Source organism: Mucilaginibacter sp. CSA2-8R, from assembly GCF_038806765.1.
Taxonomy (GTDB): domain Bacteria; phylum Bacteroidota; class Bacteroidia; order Sphingobacteriales; family Sphingobacteriaceae; genus Mucilaginibacter.
On the sequence record NZ_CP152389.1, the window covers coordinates 3,880,913 to 3,904,254 of the forward strand.

17 protein-coding genes are annotated in these 23,342 nt (G+C 43.8%); 2 read left to right on the forward strand and 15 right to left on the reverse strand.

Annotated features, from left to right (window positions below):
• Positions 1–16: 16 nt before the first annotated feature.
• On the forward strand, positions 17–253 hold the full coding sequence (locus AAGR14_RS16700) for a hypothetical protein (protein ID WP_342645374.1): 237 nt from the start codon (positions 17–19) through the stop codon (positions 251–253).
• 302 nt (positions 254–555) lie between these two features.
• Here AAGR14_RS16700 and nhaA read toward each other — a convergent pair whose 3' ends face one another.
• The 8 genes from nhaA to AAGR14_RS16740 all read right to left on the reverse strand — a co-directional run bounded on the left by nhaA (position 556) and on the right by AAGR14_RS16740 (position 9,652).
• Positions 556–1,905: a Na+/H+ antiporter NhaA gene (gene nhaA / locus AAGR14_RS16705; RefSeq protein ID WP_342645375.1), complete on the reverse strand. Its 1,350-nt coding sequence runs from the start codon at positions 1,903–1,905 to the stop codon at positions 556–558.
• 79 nt (positions 1,906–1,984) lie between these two features.
• Positions 1,985–3,307, reverse strand: a complete 1,323-nt coding sequence (locus AAGR14_RS16710; protein ID WP_342645376.1) for a TIGR00341 family protein — start codon at positions 3,305–3,307, stop codon at positions 1,985–1,987.
• A 2-nt stretch (positions 3,308–3,309) separates the two neighbouring features.
• Positions 3,310–4,557: a sodium:proton antiporter gene (locus AAGR14_RS16715; protein WP_342645377.1), complete on the reverse strand. Its 1,248-nt coding sequence runs from the start codon at positions 4,555–4,557 to the stop codon at positions 3,310–3,312.
• 99 nt (positions 4,558–4,656) lie between these two features.
• On the reverse strand, positions 4,657–4,869 hold the full coding sequence (locus AAGR14_RS16720) for a hypothetical protein (RefSeq protein WP_342645378.1): 213 nt from the start codon (positions 4,867–4,869) through the stop codon (positions 4,657–4,659).
• 31 nt (positions 4,870–4,900) lie between these two features.
• Positions 4,901–7,123 carry a bifunctional alpha,alpha-trehalose-phosphate synthase (UDP-forming)/trehalose-phosphatase gene (locus tag AAGR14_RS16725; protein ID WP_342645379.1) on the reverse strand — a complete coding sequence of 741 codons (2,223 nt, stop codon included), beginning with the start codon at positions 7,121–7,123 and terminating at the stop codon, positions 4,901–4,903.
• Between the two features lie 136 nt (positions 7,124–7,259).
• Entirely contained in the window at positions 7,260–7,652 is a 393-nt protein-coding gene (locus AAGR14_RS16730) for a hypothetical protein (protein WP_342645380.1), read from the reverse strand.
• Between the two features lie 138 nt (positions 7,653–7,790).
• Positions 7,791–9,008 (reverse strand): mechanosensitive ion channel family protein, encoded by a 1,218-nt coding sequence (locus AAGR14_RS16735; RefSeq protein WP_342645381.1) that lies wholly within the window; start codon positions 9,006–9,008, stop codon positions 7,791–7,793.
• On the reverse strand, positions 8,948–9,652 hold the full coding sequence (locus AAGR14_RS16740) for a hypothetical protein (protein WP_342645382.1): 705 nt from the start codon (positions 9,650–9,652) through the stop codon (positions 8,948–8,950). The genes AAGR14_RS16735 and AAGR14_RS16740 overlap by 61 nt, the downstream gene beginning before the upstream one ends.
• Before the next feature lie 238 nt (positions 9,653–9,890).
• Between AAGR14_RS16740 and AAGR14_RS16745 the strand changes: the two genes are divergently transcribed.
• Positions 9,891–11,126, forward strand: coding sequence for a DUF2254 domain-containing protein (locus AAGR14_RS16745; RefSeq protein WP_342645383.1), 1,236 nt, complete (start codon positions 9,891–9,893; stop codon positions 11,124–11,126).
• Between the two features lie 41 nt (positions 11,127–11,167).
• On the opposite strand, the gene AAGR14_RS16750 is transcribed toward AAGR14_RS16745, so the two are convergent.
• The 7 genes from AAGR14_RS16750 to AAGR14_RS16780 all read right to left on the reverse strand — a co-directional run bounded on the left by AAGR14_RS16750 (position 11,168) and on the right by AAGR14_RS16780 (position 23,337).
• Complete coding sequence (locus tag AAGR14_RS16750) at positions 11,168–12,085, reverse strand: universal stress protein (RefSeq protein WP_342645384.1); 918 nt, start codon at positions 12,083–12,085, stop codon at positions 11,168–11,170.
• A gap of 92 nt (positions 12,086–12,177) precedes the next feature.
• The gene (locus tag AAGR14_RS16755) at positions 12,178–13,071 is read right to left on the reverse strand and encodes a mechanosensitive ion channel (protein WP_342645385.1); all 894 of its coding nucleotides are present in this window, start codon (positions 13,069–13,071) and stop codon (positions 12,178–12,180) included.
• A gap of 11 nt (positions 13,072–13,082) precedes the next feature.
• Entirely contained in the window at positions 13,083–14,831 is a 1,749-nt protein-coding gene (locus AAGR14_RS16760; RefSeq protein ID WP_342645386.1) for an APC family permease, read from the reverse strand.
• A gap of 301 nt (positions 14,832–15,132) precedes the next feature.
• Positions 15,133–16,458: a HEPN domain-containing protein gene (locus AAGR14_RS16765; RefSeq protein WP_342645387.1), complete on the reverse strand. Its 1,326-nt coding sequence runs from the start codon at positions 16,456–16,458 to the stop codon at positions 15,133–15,135.
• A gap of 710 nt (positions 16,459–17,168) precedes the next feature.
• The gene (locus AAGR14_RS16770; protein ID WP_342645388.1) at positions 17,169–18,008 is read right to left on the reverse strand and encodes a hypothetical protein; all 840 of its coding nucleotides are present in this window, start codon (positions 18,006–18,008) and stop codon (positions 17,169–17,171) included.
• Between the two features lie 1,401 nt (positions 18,009–19,409).
• Entirely contained in the window at positions 19,410–20,564 is a 1,155-nt protein-coding gene (locus tag AAGR14_RS16775; protein ID WP_342645389.1) for an SGNH/GDSL hydrolase family protein, read from the reverse strand.
• Between the two features lie 4 nt (positions 20,565–20,568).
• Positions 20,569–23,337, reverse strand: a complete 2,769-nt coding sequence (locus AAGR14_RS16780; protein WP_342645390.1) for a sugar-binding domain-containing protein — start codon at positions 23,335–23,337, stop codon at positions 20,569–20,571.
• Between the last annotated feature and the right edge of the window lie 5 nt (positions 23,338–23,342).

Sequence of the window (23,342 nt, forward strand, 5' to 3'; positions counted from 1 at the left end):
CTACTATTGAATTAATATGAGTTTGAACAATATCAAGTGTCCAAATTGTCAGCATTGGAATTCGGCTGATAGTAAAGCTGACCAACGATGCAGCCTTTGTGATGCTTTGCTGGATAGCAGGCAAGTAAATAGAGAAAGCAAGTCTACCGACCATGGCTTTAGTTTTACTGATTCGCTGCCGCCATATGCGCGTTACGTGTTTTTGGCAATCGTAGCTGCCATTAGCCTGGTAATTGTCATTGCTTTTGCCTGATGCATCCAAAATACTGGCTAATTACCTTATGCATTGTAGGACTAGCGGTGTATTTGTCTGAAAGGGCAAGCCTGGTGCTCCCTACTTTTGTCCGGTTTTACCTCAACGATCTTATCATCGTTCCGCTAACTGCATTGGGGACCAGAACGCTGATGCGCTATCTCTTTCGCCTACCAACCTTTATATTAACTTTTGGTGAGGTTTCATATATTGTGCTGTTTTACAGCATTATTTTCGAGTTGGTGCTACCCTACTTTATGCAACGCTATACATCAGACTATCTAGATGTCATAATGTATGCATCAGGTGGCGCTTTTTACCTTTGGTTTATTAACAAAGCTTGAAGCCCGCGCTGAATGCTTCAAGATAATGATTCCTGATAACCCCGCAACAATAGAAGCTACCAGAATACCATATTTAGCTTGTTCAATGCGTTCCGCGTTTTCAAACGCCAGGGAGGAAACGAATAGCGACATGGTAAATCCGATACCAGCCAGGGCCGATACCCCAATGATATGATGCCACCGGGCAGCATGTGGCAATTCTGCCACTTTAAATTTGATCAGCAGCCAAGTGAAAGACAGCACTCCCATGAACTTACCTAAGACCAGGCCGCAGATCACACCAATGCTTACCGGGTTTATTAATTTATGCACAAAGTCAGCACTGATGGTTATCCCGGAATTGGCTAGTGCGAATAAAGGCATGATGATAAAAGCCACCCATGGATGCAACGTTGATTCAATTTTTTGCAGTGGCGTTTGCGCTGCTAAACTTAAACCCTTGATGTGCTCGATGAGTTCATGTTGCCGGGGCGTAGTTAAGGTACTACAATCGGGTATTTCCCTTTCAAACTCATCTGACAATTCCCTAAGGCGCGTCGCATAGCGCTGTTCATCCACTCTTCTTTTGGCCGGTATGGTGAATGCGACTAGAACACCTGCAATCGTTGCATGTACACCTGAGAGCAAAAATCCTACCCAAACCCCGAAGCCCAAAATAAGATAAAATGCCGTATGGCGTATACCCACCGCGTTTCCTATTATTAAAGCCAATAGAAAGATCCCACCAATCATCAAGGGTCCAAAATGGAGATTATTACTGTAAAAAAAAGCGATCACTAAAACAGCTCCTAAATCATCCGCTACAGCAAGCGCTGATAGAAATACTTTGACCGATGAAGGAATATGCTTACCCGCCATGGAAAGCAGCGCAAGTGCAAACGCAATATCGGTAGCCATCGGAATACCCCACCCATGAGCGCCATCACCACCTTTATTAATGAGGGTATAGATCAACGCGGGCACAAGCATGCCACCCAAAGCAGCAACCATGGGCAATGCAGCTTTTTTTATTGATGAGAGTTCACCTGCCAGAAACTCCCGTTTTAATTCCAGCCCTATCACAAAGAAGAATATGGCCATCAGCCCATCGTTTAACCATAGGTGCAACGGGTGGCTTAACCGGTCATCACCAAAGCCTACAGAAAAATTGATTTCCCATACATGGTGATAGCTTTCAGCAAAAGGGGAGTTTACCCAAACAATAGCCAACACGACACCGAAAAGCAGCACCAGACCGCTTGTATACTCTAGATGTATAAACCGGCTTACCGGCTTGATTAAATGATCGATAGGGGCTTTTGGCGTCATGTGTTTATGTTGTTATACAGTTGTTGCAACAGTTGGGATTACGAATAGTGATATAAATTGACCAAGAATAAAGCGGGTATCACTGTGTCACCAAGCGAATCTGTTCAGTTCGGTAGCGCACCCGGAGCCATTGCTCCAATTTACTACGATCTGCAGGACGTAAGGCGGTAGCAAAGCTGGCTAGAATCACCTGCTGGGTATCTCTTTTGGCCGTATCCGGATAACTGATAATCATTTGACTGCGGCCTAAAGACCGCACCGAAGGATAAAGAACTTTTAATTCTGCTAAAACATTACTATCTGCTACCGCCGGCTTGTTTTTTTGAGCCCTGATTGTATCCTGTGGCTTTTGGGTGCTAAAAACGTCCTCCAGGATACTGGCCCTGATTTGCGAAAGATCAATTTCCTGTTTGGCATTTAACCCCTGCCGGATCTTGAGTTCTACACCCCGAAGCTTGTAATCATTTAAACGTAACTTTAAAGAGTCGACCTGTGCTTTATTTAATTCGTCGCCAATCAGCAGCAGGTCAATTTCTTTGCTGTGGCTACCATAACGGTAAGAACGTGACACAACCTGGGTTGAGGCGAAACGAAACTGCTCATCTACAAATTTACGTGCGCTGGTTTCGAAAAAACTCTTGTCGACAATGCGGTAGGCCATCACGATGCTTGGTATAATGGTAATTAATACTAGGGCAATCATATACCGGGTAACCTTGATAGCCGTACGCGGGTTATCAAAATGCTTGCGCTCCAGGTTGAGATACCTAGCTACTAGAAAAGTAGCTATGGCAATAAAAACACTGTTGATGAAATAGAGGTACAGCGCTCCGATGGCGTAAAGCCAGTTGCCGGTAGCTAAGCCAAATCCGGCAGTACATAAAGGCGGCATAAGCGCCGTGGCAATAGCTACACCGGGTATAACGTTACTCCTTTCGTTTCTTGAAGCGGCCACCATACCCGCCAGGCCACCAAATAAAGCAATAAAAACATCCCAGATTGATGGCGAAGTACGGGCAAGCAGCTCAGACTGCGCCTCATGTAATGGTGTGATGTAAAAATAAACGGTAGAGGTAAGTATACTAAACAGTGTAGCGACCAGCAAGTTCTTGCCGCCTCTTTTCACTAGGTCTAAATCATTGATGCCTATACCCAGGCCTACACCCATAACCGGCCCCATAATAGGCGATATGAGCATTGCCCCGATGATGACAGCAGTCGAGTTTACGTTAAGGCCGATCGACGCAATAAAGATGGCAAAGATGAGCGCCCACAAGTTTGCTCCTTTAAAATCAACATTCTTTTTAATGGCTTCAATAATGACTGCTTCTTCTGCCCGGCCTTCCAGCAAACTAAAACGATGACCTATAAAGTTTTTTATAGCTTTGGTTACTTCTCCCATACTTATCTCGCTGATTTTTGTTGAAGCTTTTTGGCAACCTTACTGATCGTTAGTCCCTGCACCAAAATAGAAAATACCACCACTACATAAGTGATGAGGACAAATTCGTCCCGGTACATTTTGCTGCTTAGTGAAAGGGCCAGTGCCACTGATATACCACCACGTAAGCCGCCCCAGGTAAGTATCGGCACGGCATGGTCTTCAAACTTTACCCATCGCCTCAATAAACCAACCGGCAGTATTACCGAAAAGAAACGGGCGAGCAACACGACGAGAATAGCTATCCCCCCAATTAGGAGCAACGTCATGTTCACCTTAATGACTAATACTTCAAAACCGATGAGTAAAAACAAAACGGCATTCAGTATTTCATCAATCAGTTCCCAAAATTTGCCTAGATAATCACGTGTAATCACCGACATCCCCTCATCTTTAGCTTTGTTACCAGTAATAATGCCTGCTACTACCATGGCTAGCGGGCCGGATAGGTGCAGGTTGCCAGCAACATAATAACCACCCATCACAATAGCCAGGGTAATTAAAACCTCCACTTTATAATCATCAATAGACTTTAGAGCTAGAAAGCCTATATAACCTACCAGCGCACCAAAAGCCAGTCCGCCCAAGGCTTCTTGTAAAAAAAGCTTCGAGATTTCTGCAACCGAAACGTCCGTTCCTCCGGAACGTGCTATTTCTGCAATAGTCACAAAAATCACCACAGCAACACCGTCATTAAACAGTGACTCACCTGATATTTTTAGTTCCAGCGATTCAGGGATGCGTGCAGCTTTGAGCAGACCTAACACGGCAATAGGGTCGGTTGGCGAGATGAGCGAACCAAAAAGCAAACAATAGACTAAAGGGATATTTAGTCCGAACCAGCTAAACACCAGCCACATCAGTCCGCCAACCACAGCGGTTGATATCAGTAGCCCGACTGTAGCCATAATCAGTACCGGTAAACGTTGCTGCCATAGCTTTTGCGCGTTAATGTGTATAGCTCCTGCAAATAATAGAAAACTCAGCATAAAGTCCATCAAAACTTCCTGAAAGTCAATGGAGGATACCAGTTGGACGGCTTTTTCTGAAAGTAGCGAGTGCGAGTTACCGAAGGTAGCCAACAACAGGGATGCGGCCAGCGACAAGATCATAATGCCGATAGTTGGCGGCCATTTAATATAACGGTGGTTAATATAGGCAAATATGGCTGCCAGCATGATGGTAATCGTCAAAATTTCGTTCAAATTCATTTACATAGCAGGTAAGTGTACGTGGACTAACATTGAATTAAGTCTTGTTGTATAGGGCGGCCATAAATGCCGCTATATCGTGTTTTCAATTTGGGAAATTTACCTTCCTCTTTTATTCAGCGCCAAAAGCACGATGCCACCGGCAACTAATAGTCCGCCTGCATAAGGTGGCCAGTTCACGCTTTTTTCTCTGTCCGCCGATATCTGGATGGGGCCGGCATCTACAATCTTTTCTTTTTGGGTATAAGTAAAGCCTGTCCACATGAGCATAAAGACGCCCAGTACCATTAAAATTATTCCAATGTTTTTCATAATAATGTAGTTTCAAATACTATTCTTTTACTTAAAATGTTTGCACAAGGTCGGCAGTTGTACTTAGCCGCTGTAATAACTCATGTACCAGATAAGGTGTAAGCACATTGTGGGCTGCCAGCGTAGGTTCGTTACCTACTTTGACGGTGAACGCCGCCTTATTGTCGTGTAACACCTTAAACATATCCTCATCAGTCTGGTCGTCGCCGATGCAAAGTATAAACTCCGGACTTTGCGGATTGAGCATTTTTTTGACAGCTAATCCTTTGTTGATATTGGCACCTTTTACTTCAATTACCTTGTGCCCGTTTAGCACACTTAATGTTGACAGATCGACGCTTGCCATCAGCGCATCCAGCAACTGTTTGGCTTTAATGCCCGATAACGCTAAGTCGGCTTTACGGTAATGCCAGGCTACCGAAAAGTCTTTCTTCTCTATAAAAGATCCAGGGCATTGGTTTAAAAACTGTTCCATCAGCTGTGTTACCTCCGCTAAGGCCATCAAAGCTTCAGGAGCAGATCGTGTTTGCCATTCGCCGCCTCGATCCATTATTTTGGTTCCATGTTCAGCAATTAACCCAACCGGTAAATGACCTAGCCAATTTTGCAAAGAAACGCTGTCTCTCCCCGAAACAATGTACACGCTGTTTTTAGGATCGCTGCCCAGTTTTTTAAGTAGTTGTATAACGATGGGCAAAGGTGCAGCATCGTTGGGGTTAGCTGCAAACGGCGCTAAGGTACCATCATAATCCAGTAGCAAAAGTCTCTTTTTGGCCTTGTTATACTGCTCAAGCATTTGGGCTTTGGCAAAGTTATCCAATAACTGCGGCTCACTTTTTTGCTGTGCATGCCGTACCTCATCAAGTTTAGCAAAAAACGCCTTTGCCCAGGCGACTACGTTGTAAGAACTTATACGGCTTTGCATTGCCGTCATCCGTTTTTCCTGCTCAGCCGGGCTCATTTCCAAACCGGTACGAATCATGCGGGCGATCTCTTTCCGGTCGTTAGGATTAATGAGCAACGCCTCGGTCAACTCATGCGCAGCACCGGCCATTTCGCTTAACACCAATACGCCTTGTTTGTCGCGCCGGGAAGCCACAAATTCTTTGGCAACTAAATTCATCCCATCCCTCAACGGAGTAATCAATGCTAAATCACAGGCCGTATACAGGCCAAGCAATTCTTCGAAAGATAAGTGTCCATATTGGTAAATGACTGGCTGCCAGCTTATGTTACCAAACCGGCTGTTAAAGTTGCCGATATACTCGTCAATCAGACTCTTGCGTTCAGCATATTTGCCGATGCTGTCGCGCGAAGGCACAATGACCAATGCAAACACGACCTTACCGCGATAGCCCGGATTTTGCACCAAAAACTCGCGGTAGCCTTTTAAACGGTTAAACACACCTTTGGTATAATCCAGCCTATCCACCGAAAAAAGTAATTGTTTGTCTTGCTTAGAACGCAGATACTCGGCCCGTTTTGATAATACTTCAAGATTAGTAGATGCATGGTTGAAGCGTTCAAAATCAACGCCGATGGGAAACGCACCCGTACGTACATTTCTACCCTGCCAATGAATTTCATGCCCTTCGTTACGCACCTTGAGTACTTTTTTAACACAGTTGATGAAGTGCGACTGATAATCTTCGGTGTGAAAGCCAATTACATCTGCACCCAGCATACCACTAAGCAACTCTTGCTGCCACTCGCGTGGGATAACCCTGAACAGCTCGTATGAGGGGAATGGAATATGCAAAAAGAACCCAATGGTAAGCCCGGGCAATTTTTTACGAAGCATTGCGGCCAATGGCAACAAGTGATAATCATGTATCCAAACGGTATCGTCGGCGTTTAGTGTTTTGAGTAAGGTTCCAGCAAACTCAGTGTTTACTTTAAGATAAGCGTCGAAATAAGAAGGCTGATAATCGGCAAATGACGGGAAGTAATGAAATAACGGCCAAAGTACTGAATTGGAAAAACCATTATAATATTGATCGTACTGTTTGGCAGGTATAAAAAGCGGCTTAAAATCATAGTCGGTGTTAATCGAGTCGGCTGCGGCCTGCCACAATATCTCAGAACATCCGGCCACACCTGCCCATATTTTTTGAGTGAAACGGTTATTCTCTTTATTTAAAAATGCACTTACGGCAGTTACTAAACCACCGGAGGCCTGGCGATACGTAATTTTGTCTCCTTGTTTTTCTATAGAAATAGGCAGCCGATTAGCTACCACAAATAATCTGGACATGTGATCCTTTTTTTAGAATTAAATAAAATATTGCATTACTGCCCCGTTAAGCGCAGATACACAATTATCGTGTAAGCCTGTTGACGGGCTGTAGCAATGGTTCAATAAAAAGAAGCTTTTAAGCTTTATTTAAGCGTCAAAAAGGAGTTAAACGAAATATATGTAGATCGGGCGACGGTAGCCAATGGGCAGCTATCGTACAGAATACCGTTTTACCAGGATGCTTTTCATCAAATAATATAGTGCTGTAGATGCACTGTATTATAGCCCAATATGCTTTAACCACCAGTCTATTACAGCCAAGGTAACGCAGATTATAGCTAATTTTTTCGGTGGTACTATCATCGTCTTCGACTTCCCGACCATAATTACGCAACATCCTCAACAACGTGTTCGGAATGTGACGCAGGGCTGTTTTATGTAAAATCTGCTGATGGCCGTTTTCAAAAACATTACTCCCTTGAAAGCAGACTAAAGCGTTGATTAGCCAAGCAGAAAGCAGGATGTATATCAGTCTTTTTAACGGCATATTTTCTAATATAACAAAATAAAGTGTCTTTAGCAATATTGCGGTAAGACAATTGACCTTTATAGACCTTTTTTTAATTTATTATCCAGATTGCATTCAGTATTTTTATGGTCGGCAGTCGTCACTTCGCTGTAACTTCTACTCTTCCCTGCGAAACCGGAAGGAGGGCGCCTTATAATTTGGGGGCAGATAACTGGCTGGCGTTGTAACCTGATTGCCATCCCTAACGGCCCGGTAATGTGGTGACATGATTTCTACGCCCGCCTGATTAAAGCAGTCCTGGATGTTAGCATGCAGGCTGGAGTAGATCAAGGCTTGTTTACCTGGTTCTTTGGTATAGGCATTGATATTGTAACTGACGTAATAATCTTCCAGGCCGGTCTGCAGTACAAAAGGAGCTGGGTCCTTTTCGATAAATGCAGTCTGAGTGGCCGCAGTAATAAGCAATTCATAAACCTGTCGCCAGGGCACACCATAGCCAATAGTTACCGTTGTGTGAATTATTAAGCCCGCAGCTGCAGCTTCACTGGTGTAGTTGGTGGTATGGCTCGACATGACGGTTGAATTGGGTATAGATACCAGCTCATTTTTGATCGTCTTGATCCGGGTCACCAAAACTGTCTTTTCAACGACATCTCCCGTAACCTCGCCAATTTTTACCCGGTCGCCAATGCGGAAGACACGCATGTAAGTTAATACCAGGCCGGCTACCACATTGCTGAGTGCCCCGGCTGAGCCAAACGTAAAAAGGACACCCATAAATACAGAAACGCCTTTAAATATGGGCGAATCGGATCCCGGCAGGTAAGGAAAAATCACGATGAGCATAAAGGACATGATCAGCACGCGGATGATTTGATAAGTCGGACCTGCCCAATCGGCATAAAAGCCGGGGATATGCAACTGCCCCCGCTCGATTTCGGTCTTAAGGTACCGGAAGACACGAAGGATATACCGGAAAATTACCAATAGGACAATGACTGTAATCAAGTTAGGCACATAATTCCATACGGCGTGAGCAATGCGCGTCACCGGGGTAAGGATGTAGTTCAGCAACCGGCCGGACAAATCCCGGGTGAACGGAAATATGCCAAAAAGTACAGGCAAGGCCAGGTACAAAACCAGTAATATTAAAATCCATTTGGTGAGCAAGAGTAAACCGTTGATTACAGAAAGCTGCTGACCGGCATTGAAAACTTCATAATTTTTAATCTTCAAGCCATTAATATGCCTGCCCTGCATGGCGGTTAAGCGCCTATAAAGTAAACGAAACAGGCGGTTTACACCGTAAATAATCAGGTTACTACAGCAATGACCAGCATTGCCAGGATTGCTTCTCTCAGAAGCGTTTGCCATCCAGTTTCATCCCGGTACTGCCGCACTGCAGAGGTAATTTTGCCGCGAAAGCTCTCGGCCAGCTGGTCGCGGGACATGTTTTGCCATAGGGCATCCTGCCCAGATACCGAAACCAGCAAATTACTGCCATAAACAATATCTGTACTAAACTCCGCCTGGCTGAGCTGAATCGAATCTGGACTGAAGTCATGGCGTTCCGCGAGATTCCCGATCCGCTTGCTGATCGCCTCGGCTCGGTCCTGAGCCGTAAAACTACCTTGCCGGACATAAATATGGAACAGCGTGTCCTGCAAAATAATTACAGGGAAGCCTTTCACGAAACGGCGCAGAGAATCAATTTCCTTTTTTTGACGTACTGTTTTAAGTGAGTCGTGCTGGCGCAAGGCATTAAGTTGGCTTTCGAGCACTGACTTTTCAAGGTTACCCGTTCTGCTAAGCTTAGCTACGCGGGCTTCCAGTTCCGCCCGTTTCAGTGAGTCTGCAAGCCGTTCTGCGGCATAACGCTGTACCCGGACCATTTGGTTATCCAGGCGGGCATTGTGAATGGAGTCATTTTGGACGCGGGCACTATCTTGAGGAAAGGCGGCAGCCACGGTCAAATACTGACTAAAAAGCCATAGCGCAATAACCCATTTTTTCATCATGATTAATATAGTATTTCCGGCAAAAAATCTAACTCAATGGATAGGTATAAGTTATAAATCTGTAGGAATGTTTGATACAAAGTTTTGCAGGAAGCCAAAGCCCTGGAGTCTTGCTTGCGAAAATCGCAGGTTCGCCGGTAAGCTATGAAGACCGTTGAGGCAAGGTCATTCAGAACGGTACCTCTACTATAAAACTATTCGAGGATGCTGTGTTCTATAGTACAGTAAGTAAACGCACATGACAAAAATTATTAAATGGCTGCGTAAGCATTATTCTAAAATCATCAGCAGCATAGCCTTTTACCCGGCCATTATTGCGGTCAGCTTCCTGCTGATCTCCATAATCATGCTTAAAATTGATTTTTCCGAAGCGGGGAAAAGCTTTAAACAGCAACTGAGCTGGCTGAGTTTGAAAGATGCCAGTACAGCCCGCTCCATATTGACGACGATCGCAGGAGGCATCATTTCGCTCACCGTATTTAGTTTTTCCATGGTGATGATTATTCTGAACCAAGCCGCCTCGCAAATGAGTAACCGCATTTTGAACAGCATGATCGAGAATCGTTTCCAGCAGATCATTCTCGGAACTTACATTGGCACGATTGTCTACGCGCTGTTTTTACTCAGCACCATCCGCGATATCAGCACTGGTATCTACGTACCTGCCATAAGCATATATACCCTCATCTTGCTTACCATCGTGGACATTTTTCTATTTATTTATTTTCTAGACTACGTTACCCAGACGGTAAAATTTGAGACGGTTATTAAACGAATACAAACGCAAACGCTTAAGGCGATGGAGCAGCAGTTTTGTACGGATACCCCAGCTACTTTTGAGCTGGCCCAGCTGTTCATTAAACTTCCGGCAGACGAATCAGGCTATTTTCAGGGATTTGATCAGCCTCGCCTGCTTGATCTATTGACCGCTCACCAGCTGGAAATTGTCTTTCTGCATGCCAAGGGAACCTATCTCATCAAAGGAGCGGCCTTAGCTCAAGTTTATGGAACAACCGCAATACCTGAAAAACTTAGCAAAGAATTATATCTATGCATTGATTTTTACAGCGGGCAACCTATTGAACGAAACCCTGAGTATGGTTTCCGGCAACTGTCCGAGGTCGCCATCAAGGCACTCAGCCCGGGCATCAATGACCCGGCAACGGCTGTATTGAGCATTCATGCATTAACGGACCTGTTTGCTTACCGGCTGAATCATTGCTTGCCGCGGCTAATCAACGACGATCAGGGCAAGCGGAGAATCAGCCAGAAAATTGCTGAATTTGATGCGCTGTTTGAGGATTGCATTTTTCCTATCTGGCAATATGGGAAAGACGATCGTTATATTCATCAGGGACTCCAGCAAATGCTGGAGCAGCTTCGCTGCGTTCCCGGGCGACACCAGCAAGCGGACGTTTTTCAAGCATTAGAACGCCGGATGCAAACCGGTCCTAAGGCATCCGGCGGGACGTAATCTACAGCGCTCTTGCTGAGTAACGCGTACTTGTGCTTTTTTTAGTAAGCGACCTGCAGACGCCTTTTCCCGACGCGGTCTGTTAACAGTGAAGTCGTATTTCCAGCACGTTGCGATGGATTAATACACAGTACTGCGGCATCCGGGTTGCGGAGCATTTTTTGAGTAAAATTTCCAAAAAAGTACTCTTTGATATTTCTTTGGGTGTCTGCTTCTATGACCACCAGGTCAGCCACCTCCGTCCGGCATATCGAGGCCAGCGATGCTGCCCGGTCATGTGTATAATGCTGCCCGGTCGTTACCGACCTGGCCATTCCGTCCAACCGAAACTTAACCCGCGCTGAAAACCGGTTCAAACTACTGGAAATGTCCGCATCCGCGCGCTCAATCAGGCTGATGACCGATACATCCGCATTATTCTTTTCAGCAATCTGACGCGTCAGCGGGAATTTAGACATCGGTGTACCTGTACTTTGCACAGGATAGATAATGTGCTGGAAGCGGTCTACAGACTTGTCTGCGGGAACGGTAAGCACATGACTGTTCGTGGCTTGCAGCAATTGATAAGGGAGACTGTCGAAAAGGTAGGACGCATCGGTCGCACTGGGCGACAAGCCAAGGATCGTCAAGTCAACCGGGTTTTGCTGCACCCATTCTTTGATCATCAGGTTACGGTTCCCCGTTACCGTATACAGCCGGCAATCGACCCGGTGAGCGGCTTTAATCGAGGCTGTCAATTTTTCGAGCAAATAAGCATCTTTTTCCATCACCTCAGCTGCCATCAACTGAACGGCCGTCAGATCGCCGACCTTTGGGTAATAAAACATGATATCACTGACATATAACAAATGGAGCCTGGCCTGATGTCTGCGTGCCATATTGATGGCCGTATTTAAGGCATTGAATGAGGTATCAGAAAGGTCGATAGGAATTAATATATCTTGAAGGATAGCTTTCATAATCTGTAAAATTTAATGGTTTGACAATAGGACTTTGCAGAACAAGCCCGGTGAGTATCCTCAATATACAGAAAAAAAAGTACAATACCAAATCAGGCTTTGCTTCCGGGGGTGCTCATGTCCTGCCACGAAACGCCGCCTTTGATGCCAAAGTCTAACGTTCTGATGGGGAACGGAATCATGATGTCATGATCATCGAATGCCTTTTTAATACGCACGATGGCTTCGCTGCCGACTTGCAAATAAGCTGGTTGCTCGGGTGAGTCCACCCACAAACGCAGAACGAAGTTGATGGAACTGTCTCCGAATTCCCGGAAAAAGAAGGTAGTTTGTTCATCGGGACACAGCCCGGGTAAGTCCTGCACCGCTTGCAAGGTAACCGTTCTTACTTTCTCCAGATCATCACCGTAAGAAATGCCCACGTTTAAATCAAAGCGGCGCTTTCCCAACAGGGAAAAATTTTCAATAGGATTCTGAAAAACATCTTTGTTCGGTACGATCACCATCTGCCCCTGAAATGTACGAATCACCGTATCGCGCAGATTAATCTCTTCCACCTTGCCCATATAATCTTTAATTTTCACCACATCTCCCTCACTCAAAGGACGACGTATGGAGATCAGTACACCTGACATAAAGTTGGCTGCAATATCCTGAAAAGCGAAAGCAAGAGCCAATCCTGCGATTCCTGCACCGGCTAATATCGTAGTCACCGCTTTGTCCAGCTGGAGAACGCTCAGAGCGATGAAAATAAAAACGCCCAGCAAGAAAATATAAAGGAAAGAACCAAAAAGGTTGTCCAGCGTCTGGTTATGGATAAAACGCCGGAGTAGCTTTTTGATCGCGCCACTCACTGACCGGGCGATCAAAAAGCCGACGATCAGGATGATGACGGCTAAAGCGATATTGGGCAGTAATCTTACCAGTTCTCTCAGCCATAGCGAAAGTTTGTCGGTAATCAGCTGATAGGCACGGTCAATATTCATACTTATTATCATTACATGATTAGTCTTACACCACCAAGTTCTGAAACATGGTAAGGAAATTTGTTACCGGGAGCACCAATGAACATGAAGTTTTTAGGGATGTTCCATTGATGGGATAGTTCATCGATAAGCTCCGGTCCGAAGGTGCCTTCGATTTCTACAAAATCAATATCGATATCCGGATACGCGCGGTCCAGCACTTCCACATCCCTTTTTAAATGCAGATTATTACTTTGCGCATTAGCGACATGCACAATTTTGATTCGCTTGGTGGCTTCGTTCTCTTCCACATAGATCATCACCCGGTTTAACGCCGCAATGTTGTCGCCACGAGTAAAAAATACCAGTTCCTGAGCATTCAGCCTGACGAGAATCCGGTACGGGCGGACGTATTTTTTAATCCATTGTTTTAACCGTCCTCCGGTGTTATTTACCGCATAAATGAGCCAACGGGCGATTTGGGCACGGTTCAGCATCAACAGAATGATTAGGGCGGCAGGGAAAAGGTATTTAACAAAAACATAGAAAGACGGAAGATTGAGCCGCATATTCCCTAAAAAAGCAGCCAGAATGAATCCAACAGCCAAAATTACCGAAAAAAAGGATGCCCGCTCGGGGCGAGGCAGTTTGGTACGCTTGACCTTAAGCAACAGATTGCCGATACCAAATAACGCCATGACCAGCAAAAAGGAAAAGGTATATACGCCCGCCAGGCTAGCCAGATCGCCGCGCGTTACCAGCAATATAGATACGCACAGCAAAAAAAATCCGATTACAATCCGGTAATTGACGCCCCTGCGATTTTTAGCCAGAAAAAAATTGGGCAGTATCCGATCCAACGTGATCCGCTCTGCCAAGCCCGTCACGCCGACATAAGACGTCAGTACGGCACCACTCAGTACCAGTACAGCATCAATTACAATGACATAGCTTAGCCAGCCGCCGCCGACTCTCTCGCCCATAAATGACAGCAGTGATTCCTGATGCCCGCTGATTTCGGCCATTGGAAGTACGGCGAGCGCCAGCAGTGCAATGACCGGATTAAAAAAACTGACCAGCCCCCACATATTGCGCAACGTTTTTGGAAACACCCCAGGCTGTTGTTCCTCCACAAAGTTGGCAGAGCTTTCAAAACCGGAAATACCCAGCATAGCTGCGGAAAAACCGAGGAACAAGGCCGTATAGATACCTCCTGTAGCGACTGGAAGATGCCAGTTCAGCACTAATGCTTCCGTTCCATTTTTGAATAAATACCAACAAGCCATGAGCACGAGTAATGACAGGGTAGCGATATGCCCGATGAAGATGATTACTGCCACATAAGCGGACTCTCCGATGCCAATGATGGTCAGCATCATAAAGATGACCAGAATCAGAATAGTTGCGGGCAGCAGCGGCAGATCCTGTACAATATCACGAAAATAGAACATCGCCTCATAGGCAGAAATGACAGCGGTGGCCATGTAGGACAAAATAGTCAGGCATGCGGCGAAAGACGCCGTTCGCTTAGAAGCGGTATTCAGCAGCACGTTATAAGCGCCGCCGTTCAATGGCAGGGCACCAACTACCTCCCCATAAATTTTGCGGAAAAGAAAGAGCACCAGTGCAACCACTAATAATGATATCCAGGCATATTGACCAGCATAAGTAATGGTCAGGGCCGATACATATAAGCAGGAGGAGCTGATATCGTTGCCGGATATGGCCGTAGCCTGAAGTTCATTTAATTGGTGCAGGTTAGCTTTGTTTTCACTCATCATAGGACCAGATCGGCAGGGTATGCTTAAAAAATGATTTTCTTCACTTTATTGTTTGCCGGAATGGTAAAATTCCGGTCCGGGTTGCAAAACACAGAGAAAAGGAAGCTTCCAACCAACAGTAACGTTAAATGCCATTGACCGTAAATAGACTTAAGTGCTAAAAAAAGCCCCTTACTATCGCAGCTTGGGGCGTTCGCCTAAATGAGTTAAAATATATGAAGGTCAGTTTGCCGGGAGTTAGCCAAATTTATAAACTATTCGCTGGCTCCCTGTACACAAGTATAAGCAATATCATTGTAAATCACCTCCCGGTATAAAGCCGCTGCAAATGTGCATCATAAACGGCTTGAGCCTGCTCGTGGAGCTGCCTGACTTTGCTTAACAGCGCTGCAATGACTGAAGATTCAGGCGCGAAGCTATCACTGTAATGGGCCTGCGCATAATTACTTTTAAGGAAGGTAAACTCCTGCACGCCGGCTTCGGTGTTTAGCTCAAATACATCTTTTAAGATATCTGTAAACAGTAGGGTTAGCCGGAGCAAACGCGAGATGTTATGCATTTGGATGCGGTAGCCTAATACGGCCTGGATGATGCCTTTCAGCGTGGTTTCCGTGGCTTTATGCAGCAGGAAAGCGGCCTGGCGGTAATTGCCGCTCTCCTGAAAGAATCCTACACCGTGTAGAAGCTCTTTGCCCTGCTTGCCCCACAGCTTCCAGTGGAACTGTGCACGTTCTTGGCGAACCTGATAAGCTACCGGGTGTGCCTTAAAGGAGGGTAGAGTTTCTGATTTATAAATGACTTCTCCTTTGGTCAAAGCATCGTTCCAGAAGCGGCTGCCTTTATGTAGCGCTGTCAAGGCGCTGGTAGTCTTGTGCAGGATGATGTGAGTATGTACCAATGGCTTTAAATACTCTTCAATCTGGTTAGACAATTGCCCCTCCTCTTTTTTTTCTTCCTCTGAGATCAGCACCAAAAGAAAGCAGGTAAAAGGATCAGGCTGGCTGCCGAGGTAAACGATCAGCTGCACGGTAGGGTATTTTGTTAAAATGTCTTCTTTGACTTTTTTTAGTCCCAGGGCGCAGGCAGAACTGGGTTTTGAATAAAGCGGAATGAACAGCTTGCATTTATTTTCTGAAACCTCTCTCATTTGCTCGGCAATATTGAGGTGTTCCAATGGTTCGCTAGTGACCGGCTCAGGAATTTCTAATGGCACCGGTGTGTCTGCCTTTTTTCTTTTCAGGTGCGGACGGTCACTATTGCGCTGACAGATAATCCAAGCAGCCGCATGTAGTTCCAACATGTTTTCGTATACCGTGATTACTTCCTCGGCATCCAAATCGGGGTCGCGGTTCTCTGTCCGGGTCAATGCCATATGCAACCACTCATACAAATAATCACGGTAAACAGCCAGATAGTACTTCTCAAAGAACTTTTGAACGATCAGGTATGGGTTAGCCAGCCAGTTTTCGTCAAGGTTTATTGGGAAGTAGTCCCACGTACTTCGTTCTTCGGCTAACTGTTCAGCGGCCACTGGCTTATACCTGTAAATGATATTTCGGTGCTCATGCCAAAGCAGGAACATGGCTTCCATCATCCTTACGTGTTCTTCCCAGACGTAAAGTAGCATGCCGGGGCCGTTCCGCTCGTTGACATAGTACTCTAATCTCACGGCGTAGTCACGCCACTGCTTGACGTGCGCGGCATGACCTTCCATGTCGTCAATTTCAAAAAAGTAAATTACCCCGGTCGGAATATCATACGACAACGATAACGAAGCTGTATCAATCTTTTGATGAATTATTAAAAAAAGATAAACAAAATGGTATTGTACTTTTTGAAAGAACCAACGAAAAAAACACTACTACTCATGTACGAAAACTGTTAGGCACAGGGTCTAGTGGCGTCACAATTCCCAATATCCGTATAGCAAAAATCATCGAAGATCCTTTTTTTCAAATTTCATCTGAATCATTATTCATTCAAGCAGCAGATGTTATCGCTTATACGTTGAAAGAAAAGGAGTTTCCACAAGCCTCTAGAAGAAAATTTCAAGCTCATAAAATTTTCGAAAGGAAATTGTTGCCGTTATGCTATCCATCATCGGTCTCTAATCAAGATGGAATAATTCGTTTATAAAAAAAACCCCGGTTCGAAACCGAGGATTTGGTCAAGGCCGTAGGGACTCGTACAAATCCTTAGGTCCTAAATAGCAAAAGTAGAAAGAAAATATTTATTCTGCAAATTTTCTATTTTAATAGGTCTTAATGTCACCCTTGTCAAACCCTTTTAGATCTGATGCTTTGTTTATAAATTAACAGGTTAATTAATTAGTACTTTCTATTGATTTTCTTTCTTTGGTGAAGTAAGATCAGTAATGGATGTACCGAAACTAAGCCCGACCCATGGACTTTTTCGGTAAGCCCATTTATCCATTGCATCGCCAAATAATACGTCTATTCCAGTAAATATTCCAAAGTTAATTTTGTCGTACTGCCAGTTTATCCCTGCAGTCGGACTTAAGCCTAGTAGTGTAGTCTTTCCTGTTACAATCCCTGGAACGGTCTTTTCATCAACTGATACGTTAGTTGCGTTGACCGCAAAGAGTAAGCTGATCGAATTTTTACCAAAGGGTCCGCCGTAATTTTTAGTGTATGAGACTGCTGGACCTACATTAATGCTTTGAGTTAACTCGGAAACTCCACCCGGTTGATTATTCTTAAAACGTACTTTAACTGGGATAATAAATGCATCTATGCGAGCCCAACTATGACGCCTCCTAAAATCTGTGGTTGCAACAATTTTTAGATCAGCACTGGAAATGAAAAATCGTTTACCGTTTTGTGCTTTATCAACAAATACAATTGATGGTGTCATACCTTTGGTAAAGCCCAAGCTTTGTTGCTGTTGCGTTCGGTCCGCATTGAAATGCCAAAACTCAATCTCCCAGCCTTCAACAGCTTTGTCAGCAATAACTGCGGTTCGTGCCCTAACAATTGTGAAAATATCGCCTTGTGTTGTTCGATACTCGACGTTTCGGGCGTCAACATTTTTCTTTGAATCGTCCCAAAGACGAACTTCGGTTTCAAGAACTTTGATAGCGTAACTATCTCCTGAACTTTGAGCAAAAATTGTGGAAGAGCTTAGCAAAGCCACAACAAAAAAACATAGCATTTTCATGATAAGTTGGGGGTTTAAATAAAGCTTGGTTTAATATGTAGATATAAACAACCAATTGATTTCCAATAAATTATTTTAAAAAGGCCTTTTTAATGAAGTCTTTTTTAGTGCATCTAAATTGTAATAGCAATGAGTCATAAAGGCTCATCTAAATTGAGTAATTTCAAAAGCCTTCTCTTGGTGATCAACAATCCTGACTGATAATTGATGTTTCAAGCTATCATATTGCACCTTGCGGTGTTAAACAAGGAATATTTTATTCAATAATTACTTTCGGGTTAAATTTAATTGCCTCTTTATGGGCTTTCGGAATCGTTGAAAATTAATCTTGAATTTCCAGATAAATCTTTCAATGTCTAGTCAACTCACAAGGTAAACTATACTAACATAAACACAATCTGGTTCTCAATTTTGAATAACATGACGTAATCTTTTGATGGAACGCCACTTTCTAAATTTGTTAATATGCATATTTTATAAATTTTGTATTGCAGTGCAGCCCTTCCATGACTTTGCTAAAAGTGATAATCCATTCCAAAAAACGACCGTTTTATAAAATGAAATTTAGTTTTTTGATGAAAGATTGAGAATCAATCTACAATTGGCCTAAATTCCCTTTTTTGTCTTTCCTAATATTCTCATATACTCATATCACTAATTAAACAGACTCCAATCTTTTTGATATTGTGTTTCTGAGAAATTTACAGGCATCTTAAAAGATAACAGTGACTATAAATGCAACTAACTAAACAAGATTTTTTGTCACTCTAGCACCCTACTGAAAACTGCACATCACTTTGCTACTGATTTTAAACAATTCTTCACTCTAAAATCTTTATATTTGAGTAAATCAACTACAGTCAATTAGATTGAAAATTGGTGAGCATTGGGTGAGCACCGATTGGAAAAGTTTATAAATATTGTTTAAAAGCGGTTTTTGGGGCAATGTTCGAGTCCCGTCCATTCCGCTTAAAGGGTAATAAAACCTATCTAAAGCGCTTAAATTAATAATTTAGGCGCTTTTTTTATGCCATAGGCACCCGTTTTATACTCCCAAAATGAACTCTTCGTTTTCCTCCTCAAAGTTTAATTTTATGTAACCGATTATTAATTGAACTGATTTTAAGAGGCACAACACATTAAATCAGTTTAATACTATCAATCCGGTTACACTAATAAACAATGGTTATGAAAAGTTCCGGCAATTTATCGGTACTCTTTTGAACACACAAAGCAAAAGCAAACAGCAATAATTCCGTTGCAATTTGTATAGCAGTTAGGGTGGAAGATAATGCATAGACACCCTCCCAAACTAAATTTAATGTTTATTATCAGATTTAGTTAGACAAACACCTTTTCATTGCTCTCTAAAAAAACAAACTTACTATGCTTAACAATTATCTAGTTTGAAAAACCATAGCTCTTATTGCGCTTAAGTATCATCAATATTGGGGGGCAAATCTTTTGCAACATCCTGTCAAAGCCAAGGTCATTCGGATGAATGCCATCCGTTGTTCCCTCTTGGTCATCTCCTAAGAGACCGTCTGCACTAATAAAATATAGATCTTTATCTGTTTTTTGTATTTTTCTGACCTCTTGTTTAAAATATTCATTTTTACGGGCTACTCTCGCTGCAACTACGGTATCAAAGTTTCCTTTCTCCCGGGCTACGCTTTGTATCCCTATTATAGGAATGCCCGGATGGAACTTACGAATTGTTGTGATCAGGTAATGGGTTCTCTTAAGTACTTCCTCTGGCGACGGATTAGGCACGCAATCAAGTATAATTGCATCCATAGGCATAGCAGCGATCATATCAACAACTGATTTTTCCATCTTTGCATTGCCGCTAAAGCCGAGATTGATAAAATTATATCCTGTTTCCCGCGAAAGCCTGGCTGGGTAGGCCAACCCGGGACGGCTTGCAGATGCCCCTTGAACGATACTTGAACCATAAATCACTACGCTTTTTTTAAAAGGATATTTTTCAGGGTAAAGGCTGGCACCTATATCAACGCCGATACTTAGCGAAAGTGTCTCGTCATAAGTTGGAAGAAAAAGCAAGCATTCTTTTTTTCCAGCTTTCATATTTTCAACAATCATGGCCTCTGAACAATCGTGAGATTGAGGCCTGGCAACTCCTGCAAATTGCCAGCGCCCCGCACGTTTGATATACAGATCCATTCCTTCATACGCAATGCCGGTCATGTTATCATCCGTAACCTGCTTACTCGTGCACCATTTAGCCGAAATTGTTGAACTGTTAGTAGTGAAACTCACTGCAAGACCGGCCGAGCGGGTAGCTAAGGTTTTGATGACACTTGGTAGGTCTTTATGTAAAGATGTATCCAACCTGTGATAAAACATTTCACTTTCTTCAGCTTTACCGATTATGGTAAGATCATGGGCATCGGTAAAAACCATTTCATGCAGGGGCTGCGCTTTGACCGCACTTTCAAAACTTAATATCAGTGAAATAACAGCACCAAAAAACACCAATTTGTTTGTTGATTTGACTATTGCAAATATAGGTAACATCGTCACGGTTGCTTTCAAATCATTACCTGATAGGTACTTTAACGGAACTCGAATTGAAGGCATTGAGCATTAACACTGTTGAAGCTCCGGCGCTTGGCGGCATTTCGATGGTTACTGTTTTGGTTTCTCCTGGCATTAAACTAAAGAAATTATCTGAATAAAAAGTTGCCCCGAGATTTTTGCCCTTGCCATCCTGCAATTTAAGTTGCGTAAAAAAAGACAACCCTGCGGATGGATTGTGCAGGTTAACGATCAATTGACTTTTACCATTAAGGTTCTGTTTTCGTGCTGAAGCTTCTAACTTGACGCGTGGCAGCTTATTAATATCCTCGAAGCCTGACACCGCCGGTCCGGTCATCGTCCACGCACCCTTATATTCATCTTTCGAACGCCAATACAAAGCATCAGAAACTAATTTCCCGACATTATTCTTCAACCTAAGTTTAATGAAATGAACCTGGCCTGCATTGGTGGGAAACTGAATTTTAAGCGCATCTTTAACTACGCCATCAGCCGGGATATTGATTAGTGCCTTTTTAGACCAGATAAGTTTGCTTTCTAATGAGTATACATCAGCTTCTAATTGATAAGCTTTATAAGCTTGACGAAAGTCGTTATAAACCGAAACAGTATTTTTAAGATAATCAAACTGCGGATGCAAGGGCGCCAACCCGTTCTGCGAATAATACAGCGCTGCAGTAGGTTCTAAATACCAGTCATACATTCGTGACGCCGTTTGTGGTGCCGGGCTGTTGTGGTACCAAAATAAAAAGCCTGATGCCCAGCGATCGCCAAAGTTGAACTTGTTGTAATTCCAAACTTCCCAAATCGCTCTAAAATTTAGAGCTCCTACAAATTGTCCTTTTTGTGCAAACTCTTCAATACTGTTAGATGGACCAAAAGCGTCTACAGCTTCACGATATTTAGTAGTTACCTGATGAAAACCATTACCATCTAAATAATTCCAAACGGCATCGTTAATTGGCCAAGCTTTGTCGGCCGGCATCATTTTTTTTATAGATTCAGCTATTGGGATACACGGTGCTCCATACTCAGGGTTAAACCCATCTACCCGACTTCCTCGGCGTGATGCGGTGTTCTCAAAATATTGCATAGGATTTTCATACTTGTACGGACTGCCATCATGTATACCGCAACATTCTGATTGTATTTGATAACCGATAGTTGGATCGAGTTTGTAAATAAGCTTAGCGGTACCGGGAACTTCTTTAGCTTCATTAGCCGCTACGTAGTAAGCTACTGATGGGTGTTTGCGTATGCGCTTTACCGTGTTCTCTACATTACGAAGGTACATGGTTGTGTCTACCGGAAAACGTGTGTCTCCGGTAAGCCAAAACTCATTCCAAACCATTAGTCCAAATTCATCGCACAATTGATAAAAGTAATCTGATTCAGCTATCCCGCCTCCCCAAAGCCTTAATAAATTAACCCCTGCCTGGCGGGTGTATCTTAGCTCGGCATACGTGCGTTCGGTGCTGTTACGCAACATGGCCTCGGGCACCCAATTGGTGCCTCTAATAAATACCGGAACACCGTTAACCATAAACCGCCTGGAGCTATCAGGGGTGTTTTGATCCGAAGTAATCTGCCTTATGCCAAAGCGTATATCAGTGTTGTGGCTTACTGTTCCGTCGTCGCTACGGAATTGTAAAGACAGTGTATATAAATAAGGTTTCCCCTTATTGACAGGCCACCATAATTTAGGTTGCTTTATAAGCAGCTGCTTAAATTCTTGCGGTGTAAAGTTGACCGTTCTTTTTTCCCTGGCAAGCAAACTGATTTTTTTATTGAATGAAATTCCAGCTTCGTTAATTCGGCCGGCAAGTGAGCCGGTTTGAGGCGTTGCAGTAACATTTTCTAATTCAACCGACACCGTTTCGTAAGAACGAGAGGTATCAGGCAGATTCATTTTAGTCATCACGAATGGAGCATCCATAACCACATTACCGGTGCTGTAAAGCTCAACATTCCGCCATATACCGGTATTGCGATCGCGTATGCCATCGGGCACTGTAAAATCCCACCCTACACTCATCAGCATGGTAACATCTTTTCCTATTTCGCCGTCGCCGCCATTGTGGTTCTCTCCCACCGCCCCTACGCGATCATTATTACGACGTTCGTACGTGCCGGGATGGTCAACCGGAAGCATATCTACAGCCAATACGTTAAGTGTCTGTTTGTTTACTACATTGGTAATATCAAAACTCTGCGCATTGAACATTCCTTCCATACTGCCCAGTTTATGGCCGTTCAGCCATATCTCGCACCGGTAATTGATGCCATGAAACTTAAGCCATGTACGCTTGCCTTTAAGCGCTGCAGGAAAAGTAAATGCTCTGCGAAACCAATAGTGATAAAACTCACGCCCGGCATCGGCAATATCAGGTATAAGCTTTTTTGATTTACGATTATTATCACTGTAATAAGGTTCCGGATATGTTTTATTAGCTACTAAACTGTTTAACACAGTTCCCGGAACTATGGCCCGCTGCCATTTAGTGGCATTGTAATTAGGCGTCGATATCTGCTTGCCTTCGGCATTGGCTTCACTAGCCTTTATCATCTGCCATTCATACCCGTTCGAAGGACCAGCTTTTGATCCTAAAAAGACTGAGTTTACTGCCGAAGGCGCAGTAACATGATCCGGTTGCTGAGCATGTAGCTGAAACGCCGTTGATAACGTAATAAAAATGATTGTTGCAAAAAGTGAACGTAGTCTGTCAAACATCACATTTATATTTTGGTTGGATATTCTATTTAAGCTCATGACAG

Coding starts and splice junctions, on each gene's coding strand:
- AAGR14_RS16765 (WP_342645387.1), bottom strand. CDS start 16,458: ATGCTACTTTACGTCTGGGAAGAACACGTAAGGATGATGGAAGCCATG.
- AAGR14_RS16735 (WP_342645381.1), bottom strand. CDS start 9,008: ATGGCAAACGCTTCTGAGAGAAGCAATCCTGGCAATGCTGGTCATTGC.
- AAGR14_RS16760 (WP_342645386.1), bottom strand. CDS start 14,831: ATGATGAGTGAAAACAAAGCTAACCTGCACCAATTAAATGAACTTCAG.
- AAGR14_RS16720 (WP_342645378.1), bottom strand. CDS start 4,869: ATGAAAAACATTGGAATAATTTTAATGGTACTGGGCGTCTTTATGCTC.
- AAGR14_RS16700 (WP_342645374.1), top strand. CDS start 17: ATGAGTTTGAACAATATCAAGTGTCCAAATTGTCAGCATTGGAATTCG.
- AAGR14_RS16740 (WP_342645382.1), bottom strand. CDS start 9,652: ATGATGAAAAAATGGGTTATTGCGCTATGGCTTTTTAGTCAGTATTTG.
- AAGR14_RS16750 (WP_342645384.1), bottom strand. CDS start 12,085: ATGAAAGCTATCCTTCAAGATATATTAATTCCTATCGACCTTTCTGAT.
- AAGR14_RS16715 (WP_342645377.1), bottom strand. CDS start 4,557: ATGAATTTGAACGAAATTTTGACGATTACCATCATGCTGGCAGCCATA.
- AAGR14_RS16745 (WP_342645383.1), top strand. CDS start 9,891: ATGACAAAAATTATTAAATGGCTGCGTAAGCATTATTCTAAAATCATC.
- AAGR14_RS16725 (WP_342645379.1), bottom strand. CDS start 7,123: ATGTCCAGATTATTTGTGGTAGCTAATCGGCTGCCTATTTCTATAGAA.
- nhaA (WP_342645375.1), bottom strand. CDS start 1,905: ATGACGCCAAAAGCCCCTATCGATCATTTAATCAAGCCGGTAAGCCGG.
- AAGR14_RS16730 (WP_342645380.1), bottom strand. CDS start 7,652: ATGCCGTTAAAAAGACTGATATACATCCTGCTTTCTGCTTGGCTAATC.
- AAGR14_RS16710 (WP_342645376.1), bottom strand. CDS start 3,307: ATGGGAGAAGTAACCAAAGCTATAAAAAACTTTATAGGTCATCGTTTT.
- AAGR14_RS16780 (WP_342645390.1), bottom strand. CDS start 23,337: ATGAGCTTAAATAGAATATCCAACCAAAATATAAATGTGATGTTTGAC.
- AAGR14_RS16770 (WP_342645388.1), bottom strand. CDS start 18,008: ATGAAAATGCTATGTTTTTTTGTTGTGGCTTTGCTAAGCTCTTCCACA.
- AAGR14_RS16755 (WP_342645385.1), bottom strand. CDS start 13,071: ATGAATATTGACCGTGCCTATCAGCTGATTACCGACAAACTTTCGCTA.